The 25,923-nt window shown below is 34.6% G+C and carries 21 protein-coding genes; 19 read left to right on the forward strand and 2 right to left on the reverse strand.

Features of this window, described 5'->3' with window-relative positions; genetic code table 11:
* Positions 1-22 precede the first annotated feature (22 nt).
* Positions 23-100, reverse strand: coding sequence for a DUF2179 domain-containing protein (locus B3L86_RS13665; protein ID WP_414655122.1), 78 nt, complete (start codon positions 98-100; stop codon positions 23-25).
* Positions 101-387: 287 nt separating this feature from the next.
* Here B3L86_RS13665 and kduI point away from each other — a divergent pair, with 287 nt between their 5' ends.
* The 14 genes from kduI to B3L86_RS04350 all read left to right on the forward strand — a co-directional run bounded on the left by kduI (position 388) and on the right by B3L86_RS04350 (position 13,561).
* Positions 388-1,224 (forward strand): 5-dehydro-4-deoxy-D-glucuronate isomerase, encoded by an 837-nt coding sequence (gene kduI, locus B3L86_RS04285; RefSeq protein WP_291115374.1) that lies wholly within the window; start codon positions 388-390, stop codon positions 1,222-1,224.
* A 1-nt stretch (position 1,225) separates the two neighbouring features.
* Positions 1,226-2,011 carry a gluconate 5-dehydrogenase gene (locus B3L86_RS04290; protein ID WP_291115376.1) on the forward strand — a complete coding sequence of 262 codons (786 nt, stop codon included), beginning with the start codon at positions 1,226-1,228 and terminating at the stop codon, positions 2,009-2,011.
* A 12-nt stretch (positions 2,012-2,023) separates the two neighbouring features.
* On the forward strand, positions 2,024-3,427 hold the full coding sequence (gene uxaC, locus B3L86_RS04295; protein WP_291115378.1) for a glucuronate isomerase: 1,404 nt from the start codon (positions 2,024-2,026) through the stop codon (positions 3,425-3,427).
* A 6-nt stretch (positions 3,428-3,433) separates the two neighbouring features.
* Positions 3,434-3,772, forward strand: a complete 339-nt coding sequence (locus tag B3L86_RS04300; RefSeq protein WP_291115380.1) for a cupin domain-containing protein — start codon at positions 3,434-3,436, stop codon at positions 3,770-3,772.
* The gene (locus tag B3L86_RS04305; RefSeq protein WP_291115382.1) at positions 3,772-4,776 is read left to right on the forward strand and encodes a sugar kinase; all 1,005 of its coding nucleotides are present in this window, start codon (positions 3,772-3,774) and stop codon (positions 4,774-4,776) included. The genes B3L86_RS04300 and B3L86_RS04305 overlap by 1 nt, the downstream gene beginning before the upstream one ends.
* 92 nt (positions 4,777-4,868) lie before the next feature.
* Positions 4,869-5,912: a sugar kinase gene (locus B3L86_RS04310; protein ID WP_291115384.1), complete on the forward strand. Its 1,044-nt coding sequence runs from the start codon at positions 4,869-4,871 to the stop codon at positions 5,910-5,912.
* A gap of 2 nt (positions 5,913-5,914) precedes the next feature.
* Positions 5,915-6,364 carry a YhcH/YjgK/YiaL family protein gene (locus B3L86_RS04315; protein WP_291115386.1) on the forward strand — a complete coding sequence of 150 codons (450 nt, stop codon included), beginning with the start codon at positions 5,915-5,917 and terminating at the stop codon, positions 6,362-6,364.
* 3 nt (positions 6,365-6,367) lie between these two features.
* Positions 6,368-7,027 carry a bifunctional 4-hydroxy-2-oxoglutarate aldolase/2-dehydro-3-deoxy-phosphogluconate aldolase gene (locus B3L86_RS04320; RefSeq protein WP_291115388.1) on the forward strand — a complete coding sequence of 220 codons (660 nt, stop codon included), beginning with the start codon at positions 6,368-6,370 and terminating at the stop codon, positions 7,025-7,027.
* 85 nt (positions 7,028-7,112) lie between these two features.
* Positions 7,113-7,631: a LacI family DNA-binding transcriptional regulator gene (locus tag B3L86_RS04325; RefSeq protein ID WP_291115390.1), complete on the forward strand. Its 519-nt coding sequence runs from the start codon at positions 7,113-7,115 to the stop codon at positions 7,629-7,631.
* 86 nt (positions 7,632-7,717) lie between these two features.
* Positions 7,718-8,698, forward strand: coding sequence for a TRAP transporter substrate-binding protein (locus tag B3L86_RS04330; protein ID WP_291115392.1), 981 nt, complete (start codon positions 7,718-7,720; stop codon positions 8,696-8,698).
* A 1-nt stretch (position 8,699) separates the two neighbouring features.
* The gene (locus B3L86_RS04335; RefSeq protein WP_291115395.1) at positions 8,700-9,161 is read left to right on the forward strand and encodes a TRAP transporter small permease; all 462 of its coding nucleotides are present in this window, start codon (positions 8,700-8,702) and stop codon (positions 9,159-9,161) included.
* Positions 9,161-10,456 (forward strand): TRAP transporter large permease, encoded by a 1,296-nt coding sequence (locus tag B3L86_RS04340; protein ID WP_291115398.1) that lies wholly within the window; start codon positions 9,161-9,163, stop codon positions 10,454-10,456. The genes B3L86_RS04335 and B3L86_RS04340 overlap by 1 nt, the downstream gene beginning before the upstream one ends.
* Positions 10,457-10,467: 11 nt before the next feature.
* The gene (locus B3L86_RS04345) at positions 10,468-11,940 is read left to right on the forward strand and encodes a tagaturonate reductase (protein WP_291115401.1); all 1,473 of its coding nucleotides are present in this window, start codon (positions 10,468-10,470) and stop codon (positions 11,938-11,940) included.
* A gap of 10 nt (positions 11,941-11,950) precedes the next feature.
* The gene (locus B3L86_RS04350; protein ID WP_291115404.1) at positions 11,951-13,561 is read left to right on the forward strand and encodes a UxaA family hydrolase; all 1,611 of its coding nucleotides are present in this window, start codon (positions 11,951-11,953) and stop codon (positions 13,559-13,561) included.
* Positions 13,562-13,621: 60 nt separating this feature from the next.
* Here the strand turns inward: B3L86_RS04350 and B3L86_RS04355 are convergent, their stop codons facing one another.
* Positions 13,622-14,647: a LacI family DNA-binding transcriptional regulator gene (locus B3L86_RS04355; RefSeq protein WP_291115405.1), complete on the reverse strand. Its 1,026-nt coding sequence runs from the start codon at positions 14,645-14,647 to the stop codon at positions 13,622-13,624.
* A gap of 230 nt (positions 14,648-14,877) precedes the next feature.
* Here B3L86_RS04355 and B3L86_RS04360 point away from each other — a divergent pair, with 230 nt between their 5' ends.
* From B3L86_RS04360 to B3L86_RS04380, 5 genes are all read left to right on the forward strand, one after another.
* Positions 14,878-16,350 (forward strand): glycoside hydrolase family 28 protein, encoded by a 1,473-nt coding sequence (locus tag B3L86_RS04360; RefSeq protein WP_291115408.1) that lies wholly within the window; start codon positions 14,878-14,880, stop codon positions 16,348-16,350.
* A 34-nt stretch (positions 16,351-16,384) separates the two neighbouring features.
* The gene (locus B3L86_RS04365) at positions 16,385-19,618 is read left to right on the forward strand and encodes a SusC/RagA family TonB-linked outer membrane protein (protein WP_291115410.1); all 3,234 of its coding nucleotides are present in this window, start codon (positions 16,385-16,387) and stop codon (positions 19,616-19,618) included.
* Positions 19,619-19,636: 18 nt separating this feature from the next.
* Entirely contained in the window at positions 19,637-21,418 is a 1,782-nt protein-coding gene (locus B3L86_RS04370; RefSeq protein ID WP_291115413.1) for a RagB/SusD family nutrient uptake outer membrane protein, read from the forward strand.
* 159 nt (positions 21,419-21,577) lie between these two features.
* Positions 21,578-22,657: a pectate lyase gene (gene pelA / locus B3L86_RS04375; protein WP_291115416.1), complete on the forward strand. Its 1,080-nt coding sequence runs from the start codon at positions 21,578-21,580 to the stop codon at positions 22,655-22,657.
* A 22-nt stretch (positions 22,658-22,679) separates the two neighbouring features.
* Positions 22,680-25,922, forward strand: coding sequence for a pectinesterase family protein (locus B3L86_RS04380; RefSeq protein WP_291115419.1), 3,243 nt, complete (start codon positions 22,680-22,682; stop codon positions 25,920-25,922).
* Position 25,923: the final 1 nt, after the last annotated feature.

Genomic DNA, 25,923 nt, shown 5'->3' on the forward strand with positions numbered 1-25,923 from the left:
TTTTTATGGTTAATGTTTCTTTTTAATTTTCCTCAACTGTATTTGTAACTACAAGAGCTTTTGGATCAATATTTTTGATTTCGTTTTTTAATCGTCTCACTTCCAGTTAGGTTAGAACATTATAGATAATAGCACGATTGCTACTGCTTTTAGAATTATAAAAACCTTGTTTATAATTTCTAGTAATTTAAAGTTACTTTAGATTTCAAAAGAGTTAGTAAACTAATGTGTTTTTAAGTTAAATCATTAGTTAACAATAAGATTTTGATTATTTTTCTCTTTAATTTTTCTCATAATTACATTTTTAACAACCAAAAAATATACATATTTTAGTTTTATTAAAAATAATTATTATATTTGTGTAATCGATTACAAAATTAAAATGTCATGACAAATTTCAATTTTAGATATGCATCAAATCCTATTGATGCTAGAAAATATGATACACAAGAAATCAGAAATCAATTCCTAATAGATAATTTATTCTCAGAAAATGAAATAAATTTAACCTATTCCATGTATGATCGTTATATTGTTGGTGGAATTATGCCGGTTTCTAAAGCATTAAAATTAGAGACTATTCCTTATTTAAAATCAGAAAACTTTTTAGATCGTCGTGAATTAGGGATTGTAAATGTTGGCGGAAAAGGAACGGTAACCGTTGACGGAGAGGCTTTTGAATTAAATAAAAAAGAAGCTTTATACGTTGGAATGGGAGCAAGAGAAGTTGTTTTTTCAAGCAATGAAGAAAAATCTGCTTTGTTTTATATTAATTCAGCTCCGGCTCACACGCATTTTCCAAATAAAAAGGTAACCAAAGAAAATGCAATCGTAATTCAGTTAGGCGAAGAAAAAACGGCTAATAAACGAATTTTAAATAAATTGATTGTGAATGAAATTGTTCAGACCTGCCAACTTCAAATGGGTTTGACCGAATTATTGCCCGGAAATGTTTGGAATACAATGCCGGCTCACACGCACAACCGTAGAATGGAAGCCTATTTCTACTTTGATTTAGAAGAAGGTCAAACCATTTCTCATTTTATGGGAGAAACACAACATACACGTCACATTTTTATGCAAAATAATCAAGCGGTTTTATCGCCGGAATGGTCTATTCATTCAGGTGCGGGAACATCTAACTATTCCTTTATTTGGGGAATGGCGGGAGAAAATTTAGATTATAGCGATATGGATATTTGTCCACCAAACGAACTAAGATAAGATGAAATTATTCGATTTAACACATAAAAACGCTTTAATAACCGGTGGAACGCACGGTCTGGGAATGGCAATTGCCGAAGCATTAGCCCAAGCCGGTGCTCAATTGATTATTACTGGAACTACGCCATCCAAAATGGAAGAAGCGATTTCTTATTACAAATCTAAAGGGTACAAAGCAACAGGTTATTTATTTGATGTAACCGATGAAGTTAATGCCGCTAAAAACGTGGAATTAATTTCAAAAGAAATAGGAGACATTCATATTTTAGTAAATAATGCCGGAATCATCAAAAGAGAATTGGCCATCACAATGCCGGTTGCCGATTTCAGAAAAGTGATTGATGTGGATTTAGTTGGTCCATTCATTATGTCGCAATTAGTTGCGAAACAAATGATTGAACGAAAAGAAGGTAAAATCATCAACATTTGTTCGATGATGAGCGAGCTGGGTAGAAATAGCGTTTCAGCTTATGCTGCGGCAAAAGGTGGTTTAAAAATGCTCACTAAAAATTTAGCAACTGAATGGGCAAAACACAACATTCAAGTAAACGGAATTGGTCCGGGTTATTTTGCCACTTCTCAAACAGCTCCGATTAGAGTGGACGGTCATCCTTTTAACGATTTTATCATCAATCGTACTCCTGCAGCTCGATGGGGAGATCCGGAAGATTTGGCAGGAGCAGCGATATTTTTATCGTCAAAAGCAAGTGATTTTGTAAACGGACAAATAATTTATGTGGATGGTGGAATTTTAGCTACCATCGGAAAACCATCAAACGAAGATTAAAAAGTAAGTATAATGAGCACGAAATTCATACACGATAATTTTTTGTTAGAAAATAAATATGCTGAAGAATTGTATCACAACTATTCTAAAAATCAGCCTATTATTGACTATCACAATCATTTATCGCCTAAATTAATTGCAGAAAATAATCAATTTAAAAATATAACCGATGTTTGGATTAATGGCGACCATTATAAATGGAGAGCCATGCGAACGTTGGGTGTGAATGAAAAATTCATTACCGGAGATGCCTCAGACAAAGATAAATTCATTCAATGGGCAAAAACGGTTCCGTACACAATGCGAAATCCTTTGTATCATTGGACGCATTTGGAATTAGCTCGCTATTTTGATATTTATGAATTATTAAATGAAAAATCAGCGGAAGCTATTTACGAAGAAACGTCTCAAAAATTAAGCACTGACGCTTTTTCGTGTCAGAATTTATTAAAGAAAGCGAACGCCGAAGTGGTTTGCACAACAGAAGATCCAACGGATGATTTGGCATACCATAAGCAATTAGCCAACAGCGATTTTTCAGTAAAAGTAAGTACCGCTTTCCGACCTGATAAAGCGATTTTGATTGCAGGTGAAATGTATAATAGCTACATTGATTCATTAGCAAAAGTAGTTGATTTTGATATAAATACATACTCTGACTTATGCAATGCTTTAAGTAATAGAATTGCCTATTTCAACGAAAATGGTTGTCAACTTTCCGATCATGGTTTAGATCAAATTCAGTTTGAAAACTTTACCGAAAGTGAAATCAATTCCATTTTTGAAAAAAGAAGAAGTAATCAGCCGATTTCTGCTATAGAAGATGCTAAATTCCAAACGGCAATCTTATTGTTTTTATGTGAAAATTATCATCAACACGGTTGGGTGCAACAGTTCCATTTGGGAGCTTTGCGTAATAACAATGCCAGAATGCACCGAATTTTAGGACCGGATACAGGTTGGGATTCGATTGGCGATTTTTCACAAGCCAAAAATCTATCTGCTTTATTGAATGCATTGGATTCGAAAGATAAATTGACAAAAACGATTTTATACAATCTAAATCCTGCCGATAATGAAGTAATGGCAACTATGATTGGAAATTTCAATGATGGAAGCATCAAAGGAAAAGTGCAATTTGGTTCCGGTTGGTGGTTTTTAGACCAAAAAGACGGCATGACCAAACAAATGAACGCCTTGTCAAATATGGGATTAATCAGCTGTTTTATTGGGATGTTAACTGATTCCAGAAGCTTTTTATCCTTCCCAAGACACGAATATTTCAGACGTGTTTTGTGTAATTTATTAGGCGATGAAATCAAAAGAGGTGAATTGCCAAATGATATGGAATGGATAGGAAAGATGGTCGCTGATATCAGTTACAACAACGCCAAAAACTATTTTAATTTTAAGTAATTCAAAATGGCTGAAAGCAAAGTGTTTTTTGAAAACAAATCAACCAATTGGGAAACTATTGATAAGAATATCGAGCGACAAATTGTAGGTTATGATCAATTGGTAATGATGGTTAATGTTCGATTTAAAAAGGGAGGAATTGGTGCGATGCATCATCACATCCATTCGCAAGTCACTCATATCGCTGAAGGCAAATTTGAAGTGACGATTAATAAAGAAACGAAGCTATTACAAAAAGGAGATTCATTTTATGTAGCTCCAAACATGGAACACGGCGTAGTTTGTTTAGAAGACGGTTTGTTAATAGATGTTTTTAGCCCAATGCGAGAAGATTTTATAAAATAATGAGCAGAGTAGTAACATTTGGAGAACTTTTACTTAGGCTTTCGCCGCCGAGTCATTTGCGACTCACGCAGGCGAGGTCGTTTGATTTGTATTATGGTTGTGCCGAAGCAAATGTTGCCGCTTCTTTATCAAAATTTGGAGTTTCCGTTAAATTTATAACGGCGGTTCCTGACAATGAATTGGGCGAATCATCGCTCAGTATGTTACGTTCTTTTGGTGTGGAACCCATTTCCTTTATTCAAGGAAAAAGACTAGGCATCTATTATTTTGAACAAGGTGCATCCGAGAGACCTGGAAAAGTGGTTTATGATAGAGAAGATTCCTCATTTTCTACCTTAAAAAAAGGAATGATTAATTGGGAAGATGCGTTCAAAGATGCCGATTGGTTTCATTGGTCAGGCATCACACCATCATTGACACTTGAATTAGCAGAAATCTGTGAAGAAGCATTAACAGTTGCTTCACGTATGGGATTAACCATTTCTGCCGATTTAAATTATCGTCCAACCCTATGGAAATACGGTAAAAATGCCAATGAAATAATGCCAAATCTAGTAAAACATTGCGATTTACTATTAGGTGGAATTGATGATTCAGAAAAAGTGTTAGGTATAAAAGTAAATGAAGAGGACACTCAGGAAGAAATTTTTTCAAATTGGATGAAAGCGTTTCCAAAATTAAAAAACATATTGACAACCAAACGAATGGATGCAAATGCTTCGTCTAACGGAATCAGTGCTTCATTTTGGAATGGAAAGGAATTATTGCATTCACAGAAATACAATATTTCGCATATCATTGATCGAATTGGTGCAGGCGATGCGTTTATGGCAGGAATCATTTATGGAATGATAGCTTGGCCGGATGATAATCAAACCGCATTGGAATTTGCAGCAGCAGCGACTTGTTTAAAACATTCGATTTCGGGCGACATTAATTTAGCAACTGTAAACGAAATTAAAGCATTAATGGGAGGTTCGGGTGGCGGAAGAGTATCGAGATAATGTGTCAATACTTCAATTTCCCAATTAGCTATTGGAGCGATTAATTTGAAAGAAATAAAATAAAATAGAATAACACAATAAATTTTAAAAAAATGTCAAAAAAAGTAGTAACATTCGGTGAGATAATGTTAAGATTAGCACCACAAGGATTTTTAAGATTTTCACAAGCAGACAATTTTGATGTTGTATATGGAGGAGGAGAATCAAACGTAGCGGTTTCATTAGCTAATTATGGAATTCCGGTTGATTTTGTAACCCGTTTACCAAAAAATGATATTGGTCAATGTGCCATGATGGAAATGCGTAAAAGAGGTGTTGGTGTTGATAAAATTGTTTGGGGAGGCGATCGTTTAGGAATTTATTTCTTGGAAACAGGAGCCGTAAGCAGAGGTAGTAAAGTAGTTTATGATAGAGCCCATTCTGCGATGTCGGAAATTCAACCGGGAATGATCAATTGGGAAGAAGTTTTTCAAGGAGCAGATTGGTTCCATTGGACAGGAATTACGCCTGCCATTTCTCAAAGCTCGGCCGATGTTTGTTTGGAAGCGGTAAAAACAGCCAGTAAAATGGGTGTAACCATTTCAACCGACTTGAATTACCGTGCTAAATTATGGAAATATGGTGGTGACAGAGAAGCGATTATGACAGAACTAACTTCGTATTGCGATATCATTTTAGGTAACGAAGAAGATGCAGAAATGCATTTCGGAATCAAACCGGATGGTGCAGCAGTTCAAACGCATGGTCATGACGTAAAAGCGGAAGCCTTTTTATCAGTTTGTAAACAAATGATGGAAAAATTCCCAAGAGCAAGCAAAGTGATTACCACTTTACGTGGTTCTATCTCAGCTTCTCATAATACATGGGCCGGAGTTTTATATGATGGAAAAGAAATGTTACAAACGCGTCAATATCAAATTACAGATATTGTAGATAGAGTAGGTGGTGGTGATAGTTTTATGGGTGGATTAATCTATGGTTTATTAACCTATCCGGACGATGATCAAAATGCATTGGATTTTGCAGTAGCTGCTTCTTGTTTGAAACACACCATTAAAGGTGATGCCAACTTGGTTACTGTAGATGAAGTTCAAAAATTAATGGGAGGTGATGCTTCCGGTCGTGTAGCAAGATAATCATGATAGTAGATACACTAAATAACGCATCAAAATACACGAGTTTACACCCATTGTTTACCAAAGCTTTTGAGTTTTTAAAAACAAATGATATCAATTCGTTGGAAGATGGAACAATTGAAATCACTGATGGTTTAAAAGTAATCGTTAGCAATAAAAAAGGAAAAACGCAAGAAGAAAGTTTAGCCAAATTTGAATGCCATAATCAAAATATCGACATTCAATTTTGTGCAAAAGGAGTAGAAACCATCGCTTGGAAACCAAGAGAAAAATGTGTGACACCAAACGGAGAATACAACGCCGAAAAAGATGTTTTGTTTTTTAATGATGCACCGGATATGTTTTTTCAATTAACGGATAATCAATTTGTTATTTTTTATCCGGATGATGTTCATGCTCCAATGATTGGTGATGATAACATCAAAAAATTAGTATTTAAAGTAAAAATTTAAGAGATGAATAATAGTCAAAAAGTTTCTGAAGCTATTGTAAATCAAGGTATTTTACCCTTGTATTTCAATGCAGATGAAAACGTAACCATAGAAGTATTGAGAGCCATTTATCGTGCAGGAATTAAAGCGGTTGAATATACCAACCGTGGTGAAGCTGCTTTGAAAAACTTCGCTAAAATGGTTGAAGTTCGAAATGCTGAAATGCCCGATTTGTTGCTTGGAATTGGAACTATCAAAAATTTAGAGCAAGCCAAAGCATTTGAAAACATTGGAGCAGATTTTTACATCAGTCCCGGCTTTGTTCCGGAAGTAGCTCAGTATTTAATAGCAAAAGATTTGTTTTACAGCCCGGGTTGTATGACACCAACAGAAATTATTGCCGCTGAAAATGCCGGAGTAAAATTCATCAAACTTTTTCCCGGAAATATGCTTGGTCCTGATTTTTTAAGTGGTATCAAAGATATTTTTCCAAAATTAGTATTCATGCCAACCGGCGGAGTTGACACAACCAAAGAAAGCATTTCAAGTTGGTACAAAGCAGGCGTTTCTGCAGTAGGAATGGGAAGCAAGCTAATCAGCAAGCAATTAATGGCTGATCATGATTATGCCACAATTGAAGCCGAAACCAAAAAAGTATTGGAAGTAATTCAATCTATAAAATAGAATTTTTTTAACACCCTGGTGAGTGCAACTGTCAGTTCCTCACGCTGACAGAAAGCACTCAACAGGAAAAAAAACAATTTTAAAAATGACGACATTAAAAAAAATATCACATTTAACGGGTTTTTCCATTTCAACGATTTCAAAAGCGTTGAACGATAAGCATGATATTAATGTCGATACCAAAAAGATTATTCAAGAATTTGCTCTAAAGACAGATTACAAGCCTAATAAAAATGCCTTGGCTTTACGAAGCAGTAAGTCAAGTATCATTGCAATTATTGTTCCGAGAATTAATAATGCCCTTTATAGTGAAATGCTATATGATATTCAAAAATGTGCTTCCAAAAAAGGGTATAGAATGATGTTGTTTCAATCTTTTGAAGAAGTGGCAACAATTAAACATTATTTAGAAGATATTAATGATGGTAGTGTTGATGCTGCAATTGTACTAACTATCAATAAAAACATTGAAAACGAAATTAGTTTGTCAAAAAGAAGAAATTTACCAACGGTATTTATCCAAATTAATCACGAACAATCTAATTTTAACATCAAAGAAAGTTGTGCGGAATTATTTGAAAATTTACTCAAACAAATCAATTAAGAAATGCGACAAATTATCAAAATAGAAAGGGGTCAAATGACAAATAAAAGGTATTCATTGGCGAATAAAAAACTAAATAAGTAAAGATGAAATTAAAATCAACTATACTATTTTCATTTTTAATCCTGTTGATTTTCAATCAATGTGCTGAAATTAGTCAAACAAAAACGTTGAAATTGGCTCATGGTTTGGATGTTTCGCATTCTGTCCATTTAGCTATGGTAAAAATGGGTGAAGACTTAGCCGCAATTTCAGGAAATAAGATAAAATTAGAAATATATCCCAATCAGCAATTAGGAACAGAAAGAGAATGCATTGAACTGTTGCAAATTGGAAGTTTGGATATGACCAAAGTTTCTGTTGGAGTTTTAGAAAATTTTGCACCAAAAATGAAAGTGTTTGGACTTCCTTTTCTTTTTAGAGACAGACAACATTCTTTTTCGGTTTTAGATGGTCCGGTTGGAAAAGAATTGTTAGACGAGGGACTTGATTATTGGATAAAAGGATTAGGATATTACGACGCAGGAAGTAGAAGTTTCTATACAAAAACCCGACCAATTGATTCACCCTCCGATTTAAAAGGAATGAAAATCAGAGTAATGGAAAGCCCAACGGCTTATGAAATGATAAAAAGTTTTGGAGGTTCACCAACGCCCATTTCTTGGGGAGAATTATATACTTCGTTACAACAAGGTGTAGTGGATGGAGCTGAAAACAATCCGCCAAGTTTTTATTTATCAAGACATTATGAAGTTTGTAAATTCTATTCTATTGACGAACATACTGTTTTACCTGATGTTTTAATCATTGGTACAAACACATGGAATCGTTTCACAAAAGAGGAACAAGCTTGGATACAACAAGCAGTTCATAACTCAGTTGTTCACCAACGAAAACTATGGAAAATAGCCGAACAAGAAGCTTTGGATGAAGTAATTAAAGCCGGAGTACAAGTTTCGTATCCTGACAAAACAAAATTTAGAGCTACGGTTAATGGTATTTATGAACGAGTGAAACAAGATAAAGAAATGGCTCGATTAGTAATGGAAATTCAAGAAACGAAATAGTATGAAATTTAGAAGTAAAGTAGATAAAGTACTGGAAGTGGCCCTAATAACAATTTTAAGTGTTATGGTTCTGAACGTGTTATGGCAAGTTACTACTCGTTTTATTATGGGTAACCCCAGTTCGTTTACAGATGAATTGGCTCGCTATTTAATGATATGGTTAGGCGTTTTGGGAGCTGCTTATGTTTCAGGTAAAAATATGCATGTGGCAATTGATATTTTACCACAACAATTTTCTTTAGAAACCCAAAAGAAATTCAGATTTGTAGTGTTTTCAATGGTTATATTGTTTGCCTTTTTTGCCTTTTTTATTGGCGGACTCCGATTAGTATATATCACTTACACCTTAAATCAATATTCCCCGGGTTTACAAATGCCTTTAGCCGCTATTTATTTTGTTATACCACTTAGCGGATTGTTGATTGTATATTATAAAATTTCAGATATTTTAAATCTTAAATAATGGATTATTTACCAATTTTTGTTTTAGTATTTAGCTTTGTGTTTTTTCTAAGCATAGGAACTCCTGTTGCTTGGAGTATTTCAATAGCATCGCTATTAACCATGCTGGTTAGTATTCCATTATTGCCATCGGTTACCACAGTTTCACAACGAATGGGAACGGGTTTGGATAGTTTTGCACTACTCGCGATTCCGTTTTTTATATTATCCGGACAATTAATGAACAAAGGCGGCATTGCTCATCGACTGATTGCTTTTGCTAAAACATTGGTGGGAGCTTTACCCGGCGGTTTAGCATTAATAAACGTCATTGGAGCCATGCTAATGGGAGCAATTGCAGGTTCTGCAATGGCATCAGCCTCTGCGATGGGAAGTATTCTTGGTCCTGAAATGGAAAAAGAAGGGTATTCGAAAGAATTTGGTGCAGCAGTAAACATTACGTCATCAACATTAGGTCTTGTAATTCCTCCGAGTAATGTGTTGATTGTTTATTCTTTAGCTAGTGGTGGCGTTTCCATTGCGGCATTATTTTTAGCTGGTTATATTCCGGGAATTTTGACTGGTTTGTTTTTGATGGTATTGGCTTATTTCTGGGCAAAAAAGAAAAAATATAAATTGGGAGAAAGAAGCAGTCTTAAAAATGTGGCAAAAACATTTTTTGCCGCTTTACCGAGTTTATTGTTATTGATTATTGTTATTGGAGGTATCGTTGCCGGCGTTTTTACGGCAACGGAAGCTTCTGCTGTAGCGGTACTTTATACATTAATTTTAGGTTTTGTATACAAAGAAATTCGCACTCGTGATTTACCTAAAATTCTTTTAGAATCTTCAATAACAACCGCGGTTGTCATGCTGTTGATTGGAGCTTCAATGAGTATGTCATGGGTAATGTCGTATGAAAACATTCCACAAGATATAACCACCAGTTTATTGTCTATTAGTGACAACAAAATAATCATTCTTCTGATAATCAACCTTTTATTGTTGTTCGTTGGAATTTTTATGGACATGACTCCGGCAGTATTAATTTTTACACCTATTTTTTTACCGGTTGTCACCAAATTAGGAATTGATCCGGTGCATTTCGGAATTATCATGGTGCTTAATTTGAGTATTGGTTTGTGTACACCTCCCGTAGGATCCGTATTGTTTGTTGGAGTAGGGGTTGCCAAAACTACCATTCAAAAAGTCATAAAACCATTGATACCCTTATTTTTAGTAATGATTTTTGCATTGCTATTAGTCACCTATATACCTGCACTTTCAATGTGGTTGCCACAATTGTTTAACTTATAATACCCTTACTTATGTTTGAATCAAATGCTGTAAAGAAACTATTAAATAGAGACACTACTCAAAACACAAATAAACTCCCAATCAAAGTTTTACAATTTGGTGAAGGTAACTTTTTGAGAGCTTTTGTTGATTATGCTTTTCAAGTTTTAAATAAAGAAATAAATTACAATGCCGGAATAGCAGTTGTACAACCTCTTGATAATGGATTGGTGCCAATGCTTAATCAGCAAGACGGATTGTATACATTATTTATGAATGGTATAAAAAAAGGAGAACAAATTCAAGAAATTGAATTGATTACTAATATTGTTAAAGGAGTGAATACGTATACTCATTTTGACGATTATGTGGCTTTAGCAAGAATTGAATCTTTGGAGTTTGTAATCTCGAACACCACAGAAGCCGGAATAGAATACGTGGATACGGACACCATTTTAATGCGACCTCCCAATTCTTTCCCTGCAAAATTGACGGTTTTATTATACGAACGTTACAGCTATTTTAAAGGTGATACCTCAAAAGGATTGACCATAATTCCATGTGAATTAATCAATTACAATGCCGATACGTTAAAAGAAATTTTATTAAAACTTGCCGATTTATGGCAATTGGAAGAAGGTTATAAAAATTGGCTTACATCAAGTTGTACTTTCCACAACACGTTAGTGGACCGAATTGTTCCCGGGTATCCAAGAAATGAAATTGAAGAATACAACAGCAAATTGGACTATCAAGACAATTTGATGGTTACAGCTGAACCGTTTTTTTTGTGGGTTATTGAAGGCGATGAAAAACTGAAAGCGAAATTACCGTTCCACAAAACCAATTTAGATGTAAAAATTGTTGCGGACATGCAACCGTATCGTACAAGAAAAGTGCGTATTTTAAACGGAGCTCACACGGCACTAGTACCTTTTTCAATTTTATTTGGAAATGAAACCGTGAAAGAAACTTTAGACAATCCTTTTACCGAAGATTTTGTAACCAAAGTAATTTTTGACGAAATCAACCCAACACTTCCAATGGAAAAAGAGGAGTTAGATATCTTTTCAGAGGAAATTTTAGATCGTTTCAGAAATCCGTTTATCAAACATCAATTATCAGATATTGCTTTAAATTCAGTTTCAAAATTTAAAGTGAGAGTACTTCCAAGTTTGTTAGAATATGTGGAATTGAATAAAAAATTACCGGTTCATTTGACATTTTCTCTGGCTTGTTTAATTCGATTTTATAAAAAAGAATGGCAAGACAGAATACTGCCAATTAATGACACAAAAGATATTGTTTTGTTTTTTGAAACTATTTGGAAATCAAATGATTTAAATGATGTAGTTAAACAAACACTTTCGAATTTAGATTTTTGGGAACAAGATTTAAATAGCGTTTCCGGTTTATCGGAAGCACTAGTTTTTGCTTTAAATGAAATAGAAAATAACGGTATTGAAATCGGATTTACAAATTTTAAAAATCACTATCGTTCTTAATTAAACGACCATGCAAAAGAAATTAATAAAAGTACACCCTTCAGATAATATAATCGTTGCTTTAGTCGACATTGAACAAGGCGAAACCATTGCATTTGAAGGAATAGAAATAATTACAGCCACCGCTGTAAAAGCAAAACATAAAATTGCTGAAGTAGATTTTGCCATTGGTGACAGCATTTATATGTATGGTGTCTTGATTGGTAAAGCGAGCCAACCCATTCAAAAAGGTGAAGTAATCACAATATCTAACGTAAAACATCAAAGCGGGAAAGTTTCTCATAAAACAGAAACAACTTCTTGGAATCCACCAAATGTTGACAAATGGAAAGACCGAACTTTTATGGGGTACCACAGAAGTGACGGACAAGTGGGAACTGCCAATGTTTGGTTATTCTTCCCTTTGGTTTTTTGTGAAAATAAAAATATCGAACGTTTAAAAGAAGTATTCGAAGAGTTAGTTCCTAAAAAGACGGATGCTTATAAACAGCTTTTACGTTCATTAATTTCTAATAATCCGGAAACTTCCTCGGAAAACGAACGTGTTGAAAAACCAACCTTTGACAATATTGAAGTAAAATTCATCACACATCAAGGCGGCTGTGGTGGAATCCGACAAGATTCTGAAAGTTTAGCCCGACTTCTTGCAGGATATGTCAATAACCCTAATGTAGCCGGTGCAACTGTTTTGAGTTTAGGTTGTCAAAATTTGCAAATTGAATTGTTTCAAAAAACCTTAAAAGCAATCAATCCAAATTTGAATAAAGAAGTGATAATCTACGAACAACAACAAATGGGAACTGTAGACCACATGCTTCAAACCATAATTAAAGATTCTTATGAAGCAATAAAACGAGCCAATCAAATTGAACGCAAACCCGCACCGTTATCTAAACTTTGTATTGGATTGGAATGCGGCGGATCGGATGGTTTTTCAGGAATTTCTGCTAATCCAGCATTAGGACATGTGTCCGATGTTTTAGCGGCTTTGGGTGGAAAAAGTATTTTGGCCGAGTTTCCGGAATTGTGTGGCGTGGAACAAGAGTTAATGAACCGCTGTGTCACCGAAGAGAAAGCCAACAAGTTTTTATCATTGATGAAAGCATATGAAAAATCAGTAGTGGATGCCGGTTCCGGTTTTGATATGAACCCATCACCTGGAAATATAAAAGATGGTTTGATTACCGATGCAATGAAATCGGCTGGTGCAGCAAAAAAAGGGGGTACATCTCCAGTTGTTGATGTTTTGGATTATGGTGAATATGTTACTGAATCAGGATTAAATTTATTAAATACTCCGGGTAATGATGTGGAAAGTACCACAGCAATGGTGGGGTCTGGAGCAACCATTGTTTTATTTACAACAGGATTAGGAACTCCAACAGGAAATCCAATTACTCCGGTTATTAAAGTAGCTTCTAATTCAATATTAGCTCAACGAATGAGTGATATTATTGATATTGATACCGGTGCTGTAATTGATGGCTCAAAAACAATCGAAGAAGTGGGAGAAACTATTTTAGACTATATAATTGAAGTGGCTAGTGGACGAATTATTTCTAAAGCAAGCCAATTAAACCAAGATGATTTTATTCCTTGGAAACGAGGCGTATCATTATAATTTTTCGTTAGTAACTAGTGTTAAAAATCCGTTTAGAATGTTATTCCAAACGGATTTTTTTTAATTTTTAGAAAGTAATTTTCGTGTTGATTTTCTAAGAATTAATTCCGGTTCTAAAACTACTTTCTTTTCAATTTTTACATTTTCAGAATTGGCTACTTGTTCTAAAAATACTTTAGCAGTCATTCTTCCCATTTCGAGTGGAAACTGGTCAATCGTACTGATTGATAATTCCATGAACATCGTAAAAGGCTCATTACTGAATCCAATAACCGAAAAATCATTAGGAATTTTGATGTTTTTAGTTTTTAATTCTTGAATCGCTCCTAAAGCAGCAAAATCACTGGAAGAAAAAATTGCGTCAGGAGGAGAAGGAAGTTTTAATAATTTTTTTACGGCTTTTCTTCCGTCTTCAATCGTACTTTTTGTTTGCACCACATAATCTTTTACAAAATCTATCTTGTTGTCAATCAAGGCTTGTTTATATCCTAAAAAACGATCTTTAAAAATTTCGATATTGATATCTCCTGAAAAATAGGCAATTTTTTTACAACCGGTATCTATAAGGTGTTGCGTAGCCTTGTAGCCGCCATCAAAGTCATTTATTGTTACAGAACTCACATTCTTCATTGTTTTCTTTCTGTCAAAAAAGACCAAAGGAACTTCCTTTTTCAAAATTCGATCAAATGTTGCCGCATTGTTACTTGATGTAGAAATTAATATTCCATCTACTTGTGAGTTCAAAAGTGCTTCAATGTTGGCTACTTCTTTAGCTTCAATTCCATCCGTTTGACAAATAATAACGTGATAGCCATTTTTGTTTAATTCTTCCTCGATTCCATGTATAACAGAACCAAAGAAATTACTGTCTATCCTTGGTACTACAACTCCTACATTGTTGCTTTTACCGCTTTTTAAAGCCAAAGCAAGTCGATTTTGCTCATAGTTCATTTTCTCAGCAGTAGAAACAACTAATTCACGAGTTGCGTCACTAATATTCGGATTGTTATTTAAAGCTCTTGAAACCGTTGCTGCTGTTATATTTAGCTTTTTTGCAATGTCATAAATGGTTGTTTTTTTCTTCATGAAGTAAAAACTTTATGTAAAAGTTGGTAAAATGGTCGATTTTTCTGAACACAAATGTAACAATTAGATTTAATTTTCAATTTTTTTTATTAAAAAAGGCTTATAAACAAAGACTTTATTTGTAAATACCGTATTTTTAAGGTGCTTTTTTTAAATTTTATAAAAAAAAACTTGGTTATTATTATTGTATTAATTATTTTTGGTAATCGATTGCACAAACAAAATTTAAGATGAAACTAATAAAAAACAGAGCATCAAAAACTATTAAACATTTAGCAGTGGGGTTACTATTTGTATTGATTTCCTGTAAAACTCAAGACAATCAAAGTGATAAGTTTTCTGTAGTTGAAAATAGTCCTTGGGTTTTGATGGAAGAAATCATTGCAAATACAAAAGCACCAACTTTTAAGAATGCCAATTTTTCAATTTTAGATTACGGGGCAAAAGGAGATGGTGTAACTGTTTGTACAGAAGCCTTTAAAAAAGCAATTAAAGCATGTACGGAGAGTGGAGGGGGAAGAGTTGTTGTGCCGAATGGTAAATTTTTTACAGGCCCGATTCATCTAGATAACAACGTAAATCTTCATTTAGAAGATGGGGCAGAAATTTTGTTCAGCACAAATCCTAACGACTTTTATCCTCTTGTTCATACATCTTTTGAAGGAATGGAATTGATGAATTATTCTCCTTTAATCTATGCAAAAAACAAAAAAAATATTGCCATTACAGGTAAAGGAATTTTAAACGGTCAAGCGGATAAAACAAATTGGTGGCCTTGGAAAGGAAAGACATCCGAAGGTCACGTTTATGGTTATGTGCAAGGACAACCTTCACAATTGGACAGTTTAAATCTTCCGGCATTGATGAAAATGGCTAATGACAATGTTCCTGTTGAAAAGCGTGTTTTTGGAAACGGACATTATTTAAGGTCTAATTTTATTGAGCCGTTTGATTGTGAAAATGTACTGATTAAAGATGTAAAAATCATCAATGCTCCTTTTTGGATAATTCATCCTATAAAGTGTACTAATGTAATTGTTGATGGTGTAAATATTGACAGTCATGGACCTAATAATGACGGGTGTGATCCGGAATATTCAAAGAATGTAATCATACAAAATTGCACCTTTAATACTGGAGATGATTGTATTGCCATTAAAGCAGGAAGAGACAACGAAGGCAGAAAAGTGGGCATCATGAGTGAAAACATTGTGGTAAGAAACTGCAAAATGATTGACGGACATGGTGGGGTTGTAATTGGAAGCGAAATGTCTGCCGGTGTTAGAAATGTGTTTGTAGAAAACTGTAGTATGGACAGTCCTGAATTGGATAGAGCCATACGACTTAAAACCAATACAAAAAGAGGTGGAACAGTTGATGGTTTGTATGTTAGAAATATAAAAGTAGGTAAAGTTAAACAAGCTGTTCTGCATATTACCATGAATTATTCAGTATATGCGGGTCAAAGAGATGGTAACTTTATACCTAAAATTAAAAACATTTTAATGGAGAATATTACTGTTCAAAATGGAGGAAAGTATGCCATTTTTGCAGATGGATTAGAGAGTTCTCCTATAGAAAATATTACTTTTAAAAATGTAAGAATAGATTCAGTAGAAAAAAATTTCTCACTAAAAAACGTAACCAATCTAAAACTAATTGATACCTATATCAACAACGTTAAAGTTGAAAACGCAAACTAATAAACAAACGAACCCTTAATTAATCAAACAAATTATGAAAGTAAAATTAATGTTGTTGAGTAGCTTAAAATACCCTTTGATGCTATTCTTATTTATCTCAGCATTGGCAAGTCAAGAAGCAATTGCTCAATCTGGCACTTTTGAAGTGACAGGTACAGTTGTTGATGGTAAAGATAAAATTTCAATCCCCGGAGTTAATGTTATCGAGAAAGGAACTTCTAATGGAGTTTCAACAGATTTTGATGGTAAATTTAGATTGAATGTAAAATCTGCAAATTCAGTAATTATAATCAGCTACATAGGTTATAAAACACAAGAAATTGAAATAAAAGGTCAAAGAGCAATTTCAATTGAGTTGTCAGAAGATCAACAAGCACTTGAAGAAGTTGTGTTAGTAGGGTATGGTTCAGTAAAAAAATCTGATTTGACTGGAGCAGTTTCAACATTATCTGGTGAAGAATTAAAAAAACAACCGATTTCAAATGTTGCTGAAGCTTTAACTGGACGTTTGGCTGGTGTAAGAGTAACATCTTCAGAAGGTTCTCCTGATGCTGAAATTAATATACGAATCAGAGGAGGCGGGTCTTTAACTCAAGATAGTTCTCCCTTAGTTATTGTTGATGGTTTTCCTGTAAACAGTTTAAATGACATATCTCCCTCAGACATTGAAAATGTTACAGTTTTAAAAGATGCTTCTTCAACTGCCATTTATGGTTCCAGAGGTGCCAATGGAGTAATTCTTGTCACAACTAAAAGCGGAAAAAGTGGAGAAAAAATTAGTGTTTCTTATGATATGTTCAATGGTGTAAAAAAGATTGCAAATACTATTGACGTTCTTAGTCCCTCAGACTTTGTAAAATGGCAATATGAATATGCATTACGTGCTAATGATTTAAATTCTTTTGTTGATTTCTTTGGTCCTTACAGCGAAATCGGTCAATATGACAATGCTCAGAACACTAATTGGCAAAAAGAAATTTATGGACGCACAGGGAGCGTACAAAGCCATAGCCTTGGTATACGAGGAGGAACTGATAAGCTAAATTATAACTTTAATTATACTCGATTTGATGAAGAAGCTATCATGTTAGGTTCTACTTTTAAAAGAGATAACATATCGCTAAATTTAAAAAATAAAATTAGTGAAAAATTACAATTGAATTTAACGTTCCGTTATTCCAATACCGAGATAGAAGGGGGAGGGGCGAATGAACAAAGAGAATTTTCAACAACGGATGCAAGACTGAGACATAGTATCGGATATGCTCCTATCCCTATTCCGGGTCTTATCGATGATGATGTAGACGAAGCAGTTGCCGGATATTTGGTGAATCCTTTTTTAGCTGTGAAAGATAATGATAGATTACAACAGAGAAAAAACTTTAATATGTTGGGTGGTTTTACATGGAAAATCAACAAAGACCTTCAGTTCAAATCTGATTTAGGTATTGACAACTATAGATACACAGATTATCGTTTTTTTGGTCGTTCAACATTTTACGTGAGAAATATACCTCTACCCGAAAACCAAGGGTTACCTGCTTTAGTTTTCAGTAATCGAGATGACAATCGTTTCAGAACAGCGAATACTTTAAATTTTGATTTTAAAAGATATTTAGGCTCCAATCATAGACTAAAATTGCTACTTGGACAAGAAGTTATAATGTATAAGTCCAATATCTTAACTAATACCATGCATGGTTATCAAGATTTTTTTACTTTTCAAAATGCAATGAATTTAACAACATTGGGTGTCCCTCAATCAGTCAATAATTTTAATAATCCTGATGATAATTTACTTTCTTTTTTTGGTAGAGTAAACTATGACATAAAAGATCGTTATTTGTTCACCGCCACTTTTCGTGCAGATGGTTCAAGTATATTCTTAAACGACAACGTTTGGGGATATTTTCCTTCTGCAGCTTTCGCATGGAAAATGACAGAAGAAACCTTTTTAAACGACGTTTCTTGGTTAGATTTACTTAAATTAAGATTAAGTTATGGTCAGTCAGGAAATAACAATATTCCTGCCGGACAAACTTCTCAAATATATTTATCCGCAAATACAACATGGATTAACGGGGTCAATAATTTTTGGGGTCCTTCTAATGTTTTGGCTAACCCTGATTTAAAATGGGAAACTACAATATCACAGAATATAGGTTTGGATTATGAATTGTTTAAAGGTAGAGTAAGTGGTTCTTTTGAAGTTTATAAAAACATTACAAAAGACCTATTAAATCGATTTGATGTATCAGGGACAGGTTATACATTTCAGTACAGAAATATGGGTGAAATTGAAAACAAAGGTTTAGAAGCTAATGTTAATTTAGCAGCTATTAGAAAAGATAATTATGGATTAAATTTTTCATTCAATATAGGATTTAATAGAAATAAAATCAATTCTATAGGAACATTAGAAAATTATGAAGTGTCATCAACATGGGCAACCACAGCAATTGGAAACGATTTTGCAGTTTGGGTGGGTCAACCGGTTGGTTCAATTTTTGGTTACAAAAGTGATGGACGTTATGAAGTTTCAGACTTCACCTATACAAATGGAAGCTATGTTTTGAATGAAGGCGTTGCTAATGCTTCTTCAATTGTGGGTGCTCCTCTAAGACCAGGTTCAATGAAACTAAAAGATCTCAATGGAGATGGTATAGTAAATACAGATGACCGTGTTATCATTGGTGATGTTAATCCAAAACATACCGGTGGTATTGTAATTAATGCTAATGCTCATAATTTTGATATTTCTGCAGCTTTCAATTGGAGCTACGGGAATGATGTTTACAACGCATCTAAAATTGAACATTCCACAGCTACAATTTCTAACCCTGATGGTCAATATAGAAATTTAACTACTCATATGGCTGACGGTATTCGATGGACCGATTTTGACCCTGCAACAGGGCAATTAGTAACCGATCCTGATGCTTTAGCTGCATTAAATGCAAATACAACATTGTGGTCTCCTTATTCTCCACGATTTGTGATGACGGATTGGGCTGTTGAAGATGGGTCTTTCTTACGATTGAATACATTAACCTTAGGATATACATTTCCTTCTAGTTTAATTGAAAAGCTAGGTATTTCTAGACTTAGACTTTATGGAACGGCAACAAATGTATTCATTTTGACTAATTACTCAGGCTTAGATCCTGAAGTTTCAACTCGTAGACAAACACCATTAACGCCGGGTGTAGATTATTCACCTTACCCACGAAACAGACAGTTTGTTTTCGGCTTAAATGTTAATTTTTAATTATAAAATATAGAAATTATGAAAAATAAATTTTTAATTCTAGGACTTTTCAGTATTTCCTTACTACTCCTCGCTTGTACTGAAGATTTTCTTGAAGCTCAAACAAAATCAACTTTGGATGAGTCAGTTATTTTCTCTACTCCCGGATTAGCTAAAGGGGCTGTTGATGGAATTAAAGTACCATTTGGTGAAACCAATTCCTATAGAGGGCGTTTCCTCCCTTGGTATGGTTTTAATACGGATACTGAATGGTATAATTCTTCAGAGACAACTTCAAATGACAACCCTGATTTATGTGTTTATGATGCGAAACCAAATAACAGTAACATGAATACATTGAATAATGCTTGGGCTATGATGTATCTTGGTATTGAAAGAGCAAACTTATGCATAAGAGGTTTACGTACCTATGGAAATCCAGTGCCTGATTCAGAGTTAGGATATTTATTAGGAGAAGCTTTAACACTGAGAGCAGTTTATTATGCTGATTTAGTAAAAGCATGGGGAGATGTGCCAGGTCGTTTTGAACCACTCACTGGCGAAACTGCTTACATTCCTAAAACAAGTAGAGATGTTATTTATAAACAACTTTTACAAGATTTAGACGAAGCTGCCACCCTAGTACCATGGCCTAACGGTAGTTCAGCTACAACAAGCGTTGAAAGAATAAATAAAGCGTTTGTAAAAGGTCTTCGTGCTCGAATTGCATTAGTTGCCAGTGGTTTTCAGCAGTACCCTGATGGTATAAGAAGAAGTACTGATCCGCAGTTATCGGTAGCAATTATGTATGCTCTAGCACTTAACGAATGTAAATCTGTGATTGATAGTGGTACTTGCAATTTAGAGCCCTCGTTTGAAACGCTTTGGAAAAAATACAACCAAGAAATTACTACTGCCGGCGGAGAATCACTTTGGGAAATTCCTTTTGGTGCCGGTAGAGGTCGAATGCTTTTTACTTTTGCTGTTAGACATGCTAACGAAAACCAACATCAAGCTGCAGGTAACAATAGAGGAGGTCAATCAGGTCCGTTACCCTATGTTTTTTATGATTATGATGAATCCGACACAAGAAGAAACGTAACGTGTGTACCCTATCGTTATGGTCCGGCTGTTAATTTGTTTGCAAGACAGCAATTAAATCCTTTCAATACGTGGTATTTTGGAAAATACCGTTACGAATGGATGAATAGGAGAGTTATTTCTACAAACGATGATGGTGTGAATAAACTGTACATGCGTTATGCCGAAGTAGTTTTAATGGCTGCAGAAGCTGCAAATGAATTAGAAGGACCTAGTGCAGCTGCTCCTTATTTAAAAATGCTTCGTATGAGAGCTTTCAATCCTTCAAATCATGCAGTTAAGGTTGAATCTTATGTTAATTCACTAACATCTAAACAAGATATGTTTAATGCAATTGTAGAAGAACATAAGTTTGAATTTACAGGTGAAATGGAACGCAAACAAGCACTAATAAGATGGAATTTATTAAAACAAAATTTAGATATTGCAAAAGAGAAGTTGTTCAGATTAAGAGAAAGAGAGGGTGAATATGCTAATGTTCCAACAACTCTTTATACTCGTTATGCCGCAGATAATGAAACTTTAATTATTTATGGCTTAAACAGAAATGAATTTAATAATCCAGGTCCAGAATATACGGCAACTCCATGGACAGCTATTACAGATTCTAAAATTAACGCTATCTATAGATTAAATCCAGATACTAGACAATTTTGGCCAATTTGGCAGGTGTTTTTAGACAATAGTAACGGTACTTTAATTAATGATTACGGCTATTAAAAACTCTTTTAAAATATATTTTTAATTTATGAAAACTCATCATTTTAAAGCCTAAAGTGATGAGTTTTTATTACCAAGTAATTTGGATTATATAAAGAATATAATTGCTAAACTAAATATCAATCGGTATTGGTGTAGATTTAGCATAACATAAACACTATGAAGAATTTAAAAAAGGTTTTGTTCGTTTGTTGCGTTGTTTTTGCAATAAACGTTAACGCTCAAAACAAAAAAGTAACTTGGAAAAACATAACTGAAATCAAAGACGAAAGTTGGTTTGAAACAGAAGAAGCAAAGAAAATTGCTGAAAATGTTCTTTTATATCAAAGAGATAATGGGGGATGGCCTAAAAATGTTGAAATGCAAAATGAACTTTCAGCTAAAGAAAAACAAAGTCTTCTTATGCTGAAGTCAGATCCAACAGGATGCACTATTGACAATGGAGCAACGTGTCAGGAAATGTTATTTCTATCAAAAATGTATAAAAAATATCCTGATGATCGATATAAAACTGCTTTTTTGAAAGGTTTGTTATACCTAATTTCTGCACAATATAAAAATGGGGGTTGGCCGCAGTTTTATCCTTTAAAAGAGGGATATTATACGCATATTACTTATAACGATAATGCCATGGTGAATGTTTTAAACCTATTTAAAGAAGTAAAAGATAAAACGGGTTATTATTCGATAGAGGTTCCCAATGATATTACAAAACGAATTTCAGTTTCCTTTAATAATGGAATTCAATGTATTTTAAAAACACAGTACCGACAAAATGGTGTGCTTACCGCTTGGTGTGCTCAACATGACAGAGAAACGTTATTACCTGCCAAAGCAAGAGATTATGAGTTACCTTCATTAAGCGGAAAAGAATCAGCAAAAATTGTGTTGCTTTTGATGTCAATTGAAAAACCTTCAAAAGAAGTGGTAGAGGCAGTTGAAGCAGCCGTAGCTTGGTTTGACAAAACCAAAATTGAAGGTATCAAAATTGAAACGATTCCAACCGGTAAAGGAAATCAAACCGATAGAGTAGTAGTTGAAAGTCCGGATGCAGAACCTTTGTGGGCAAGATTCATGGAGTTAAAAGACAACAAACCTTTTTTCTGTGACAGAAACGGGAAGAAAAAATATACCATAGCAGAAATCAGTCACGAACGAAGAAATGGCTATGGTTGGTATACCAACGAACCTAAAGAAGTTTTGAAGCGATATAACCAATGGAAAAAATCTTTAGAATAAACAAACTATTCAAAAAAAAATCATGATAAAAAAATTACAATTTATAGTGCTTTTTTGTGTGTTTTACACAACGGCAACTTTTTCGCAATCCACAGATGTTTGGGATTTTGGGGCCACACAATTGGATAATACGCTACACAACAATCGGTTGAATGAAGCCATTATCAATTCTTGGTATGATGCTTCAATTACTCCTGGAAGTGTTGCTACTACTAACACCATGCCTGTCAGTTTTATTTCCGGGCCATTAACATGGGTTGGTGCCGCTAGTGATCGGTTGCGTTCAACCAATACGGCTATTACCCGATATGATAATAATGTGGCAAGTGTGGCATCCCACAATGGTCGTGTATATTGTAATGGAAACGCCGGGCTTTCAAACGGTTCTCCTACGTCGCGGTATTTTATTTTAAACGTAAATGAAGATGACGAAGTAACGATCATCGCCAGAGGAGATACTGCCGGTTTGCTAAGTTTTGTATACCAATCAAATCCAACTTTACAAACCAATACTTTTCCAATTACTGCTACAGCGGGAAGTGTGACTGAAGTAAAATTTGTGGCAAAATATACCGGGAATTATCTTTTTTATGACACTACTTCAAAAGCAAGTTTCTATAGGATATATAGAAAAGATGCCGTTTATACTTCGGTTACCGGAGCTATAGATGTTTCTCAAGCTGCCGGAATTACCGATGGTTATTCGATTGTATTCACCAATGAAGCCGGAAAATCTTGGACGGCTCAAATTAATGCTGGTATTTATAGTGTGAATGTGCCTGTGGGTTATTCGTATGCCATTAGCTTGCTTAACGCCAGCGGTTATATTATCAGTAGTGGTGATAGTTTTGATACAACTGGTGTGGTTACGCCAACAGTAAATCATCCGATTGCTATTGCTGCGGTAAGTTTATATACGGTAACCGGAACTATCACCGGTTTAGGAACGTCCATTTCTAATTTGAATTTGAACTTTGTACCAAACCCTTCCAGTGGTTCTTTGTATGTTCCCTCTCCTATAGTTAATACTGCAAATGCTACTTATTCGGTTCAATTAGAACCAAATGTTCAATACACAATTAGTGGTAGTGGTGTTAATGATTATGAAATAGTGGAAAATACGTTGACAATTCCAGCTGAAAACACAACACATGCTATAGCTTTTTCCGCAAAGCCGGTTCATTCGGTTACTATGAATATTTCGGGTTTAAATGCCACTCAAGTAAGCAATCTGCAATTGATTTTTACAAATTTAAATGAGAGTGGTTATGTGTATGAATTCAATAATGTAGCTTCAATCGCTCTGCGAAACGGAACGTATGGGATATCATTTAATGGTTTAGATAATCATCCGGTTGAATTAGGTTTGGTTTCTAACTTAGTGGTCAATAACAATCCCGTAACTAAATCATTGGAATTTCAGCCCGTAACCGTTTGGTCTTTTAATGATAGAGTAATCAACTCAACCACGACAGCTTTTTATAAAGGGATGCAATTAAACGGGCAAATAACCACGGTAGTGGCTTCCGGACATTTAACGGCTAAAACAGGAGCAACGCTTTTAGTGCCTATCAATCCCGGATTTAAAGTGGTTGTTTCTTATTATTACACGGCTAACTTTTCTATTGAAGGGGGAGCAACAATTACTACAGCTACAAACAGTACATCAATTGTTGAAAATATTGAATATGCATATACCGGAAACACTCCGGGATTTGTAACCATCACAGTGGGAGGTCTCGCTTCATTAACCACTTATTTTACTGAAATAAAAGTGGTGCCAAATGTTGCTTATAGTCCGAGTATTACAGTGGGAACGGATAAAGATTATCAAACGATTAACGAAGCTTTATTAGCGGTATCCTACATGGTTAGATCAGCTACAGATCGAGTGACCATTCTGATTGACTCAGGAAATTATGAAGAAATGCTGGTGATTGACCAACCCAATATCACCTTAAAAAATGCAGCTACAACACCTAATACAAATCTGGTTAACGGTGGTGTAAACATTACAGATGGAGCAGTTAGGGTGACTTCTTATTACGGTCACGGCTATCATTATTACAGTATGGGAAGTAATCAAAAATGGAACCAAGACGTGCTGAATGTCAATATGGCCAATGGAAATTATTCGCATACTAATGCCGGTGCAGGAACAACAAATGGTTCCTATTGGAATGCTACTGTGGTGGTACGAGCAAATGGTTTTGAAGCAGAAGGCATTATTTTTGAAAATTCATTCAACCAATATATTTCTACAAAAGAGTCACAAGATGTCGTTGTGGCTTGGTCTTCAGGCAGTCCGGGTGTCAGACCAATTAATTACGGAAACACAAGTGTTCAAAATAAAACTTTTGTTGAAAGAGCGGCTGCTATTGCTATTGCAAACAATATTGACAAAGTCATTTTAAACAAGTGCAGAGTAGTGGGACGACAAGATTCCTTTTTTGGAGGTTCAGGTTCCCGAGTGGTTGTTTACAAAGGGGATGTAATGGGTGCTGTTGACTTTATTTTTGGTGGAATGGACGCTGTTTTTTATAAAACCAATTTGGTGATGAATACCAGTGATCAATCTAGTGATTTGTCTTATATCACGGCTGCTCAACAATCTTCAGGAAGGGGATTCTTACTATACGAATGTACGATTACTACCGCTCAACCTCTAATCGAAATCGCCTCTGTGTATCGTTCAAAACCGGGTTATTTTGGCAGACCTTGGCAAGCCAATACCAGTGAAGTTGTTTTTTACAACACTAATATTGAAACTTCAAATTATCCCGGATTTATTGATCAATCCTTAATCATGCCGTTGGGGTGGTTGAGTACACTTGGTGGCACCTCAAGCGGTATGTATGAAATCGGTACTATTGAAAATTCAGGGGTTAACAACATTCCTTTTAGAGCAAGTTGGGCAACTACGTTAACAACGCCTGTGTTGAATGACGGAACAGCTATTACTACTTTTAATTTTACAAAAGGTAATGATAATTGGGATCCACTTCCTTCATTAATAAACAATGATACGTTGAGTACCGATGATTTTAATCCGCAATCTTCTGTAAAAGTATTTTCAGCTAATAAAGATATTTATATAAACAATGTAAATGGCACCACAACGGTTACTGTTTATGCTTTAAATGGTGCAAAAGTAAAATCATTTGTAACCAATGAAGATGTAAAATTTAACATGACTCCTGGTCTTTGGATAGTAAATATTCAAGCTCAAGATGGTTCAAAATCAATTAAAGTAATAACAAACTAAA

It is taken from the genome of Flavobacterium sp. UBA6135, from assembly GCF_002428305.1.
Classification (GTDB): domain Bacteria; phylum Bacteroidota; class Bacteroidia; order Flavobacteriales; family Flavobacteriaceae; genus Flavobacterium.

What these genes read in the sequence shown, in the direction of transcription:
- B3L86_RS04365 (WP_291115410.1), top strand. Translation starts at nt 16,385, where the DNA reads ATGAAAGTAAAATTAATGTTGTTGAGTAGCTTAAAATACCCTTTGATG.
- B3L86_RS04310 (WP_291115384.1), top strand. Translation starts at nt 4,869, where the DNA reads ATGTCAAAAAAAGTAGTAACATTCGGTGAGATAATGTTAAGATTAGCA.
- B3L86_RS04325 (WP_291115390.1), top strand. Translation starts at nt 7,113, where the DNA reads ATGACGACATTAAAAAAAATATCACATTTAACGGGTTTTTCCATTTCA.
- pelA (WP_291115416.1), top strand. Translation starts at nt 21,578, where the DNA reads ATGAAGAATTTAAAAAAGGTTTTGTTCGTTTGTTGCGTTGTTTTTGCA.
- B3L86_RS04320 (WP_291115388.1), top strand. Translation starts at nt 6,368, where the DNA reads ATGAATAATAGTCAAAAAGTTTCTGAAGCTATTGTAAATCAAGGTATT.
- kduI (WP_291115374.1), top strand. Translation starts at nt 388, where the DNA reads ATGACAAATTTCAATTTTAGATATGCATCAAATCCTATTGATGCTAGA.
- B3L86_RS04370 (WP_291115413.1), top strand. Translation starts at nt 19,637, where the DNA reads ATGAAAAATAAATTTTTAATTCTAGGACTTTTCAGTATTTCCTTACTA.
- uxaC (WP_291115378.1), top strand. Translation starts at nt 2,024, where the DNA reads ATGAGCACGAAATTCATACACGATAATTTTTTGTTAGAAAATAAATAT.
- B3L86_RS04355 (WP_291115405.1), bottom strand. Translation starts at nt 14,647, where the DNA reads ATGAAGAAAAAAACAACCATTTATGACATTGCAAAAAAGCTAAATATA.
- B3L86_RS04305 (WP_291115382.1), top strand. Translation starts at nt 3,772, where the DNA reads ATGAGCAGAGTAGTAACATTTGGAGAACTTTTACTTAGGCTTTCGCCG.
- B3L86_RS04300 (WP_291115380.1), top strand. Translation starts at nt 3,434, where the DNA reads ATGGCTGAAAGCAAAGTGTTTTTTGAAAACAAATCAACCAATTGGGAA.
- B3L86_RS04315 (WP_291115386.1), top strand. Translation starts at nt 5,915, where the DNA reads ATGATAGTAGATACACTAAATAACGCATCAAAATACACGAGTTTACAC.
- B3L86_RS04330 (WP_291115392.1), top strand. Translation starts at nt 7,718, where the DNA reads ATGAAATTAAAATCAACTATACTATTTTCATTTTTAATCCTGTTGATT.
- B3L86_RS04290 (WP_291115376.1), top strand. Translation starts at nt 1,226, where the DNA reads ATGAAATTATTCGATTTAACACATAAAAACGCTTTAATAACCGGTGGA.
- B3L86_RS04335 (WP_291115395.1), top strand. Translation starts at nt 8,700, where the DNA reads ATGAAATTTAGAAGTAAAGTAGATAAAGTACTGGAAGTGGCCCTAATA.
- B3L86_RS04340 (WP_291115398.1), top strand. Translation starts at nt 9,161, where the DNA reads ATGGATTATTTACCAATTTTTGTTTTAGTATTTAGCTTTGTGTTTTTT.
- B3L86_RS04350 (WP_291115404.1), top strand. Translation starts at nt 11,951, where the DNA reads ATGCAAAAGAAATTAATAAAAGTACACCCTTCAGATAATATAATCGTT.
- B3L86_RS04380 (WP_291115419.1), top strand. Translation starts at nt 22,680, where the DNA reads ATGATAAAAAAATTACAATTTATAGTGCTTTTTTGTGTGTTTTACACA.
- B3L86_RS04360 (WP_291115408.1), top strand. Translation starts at nt 14,878, where the DNA reads ATGAAACTAATAAAAAACAGAGCATCAAAAACTATTAAACATTTAGCA.
- B3L86_RS04345 (WP_291115401.1), top strand. Translation starts at nt 10,468, where the DNA reads ATGTTTGAATCAAATGCTGTAAAGAAACTATTAAATAGAGACACTACT.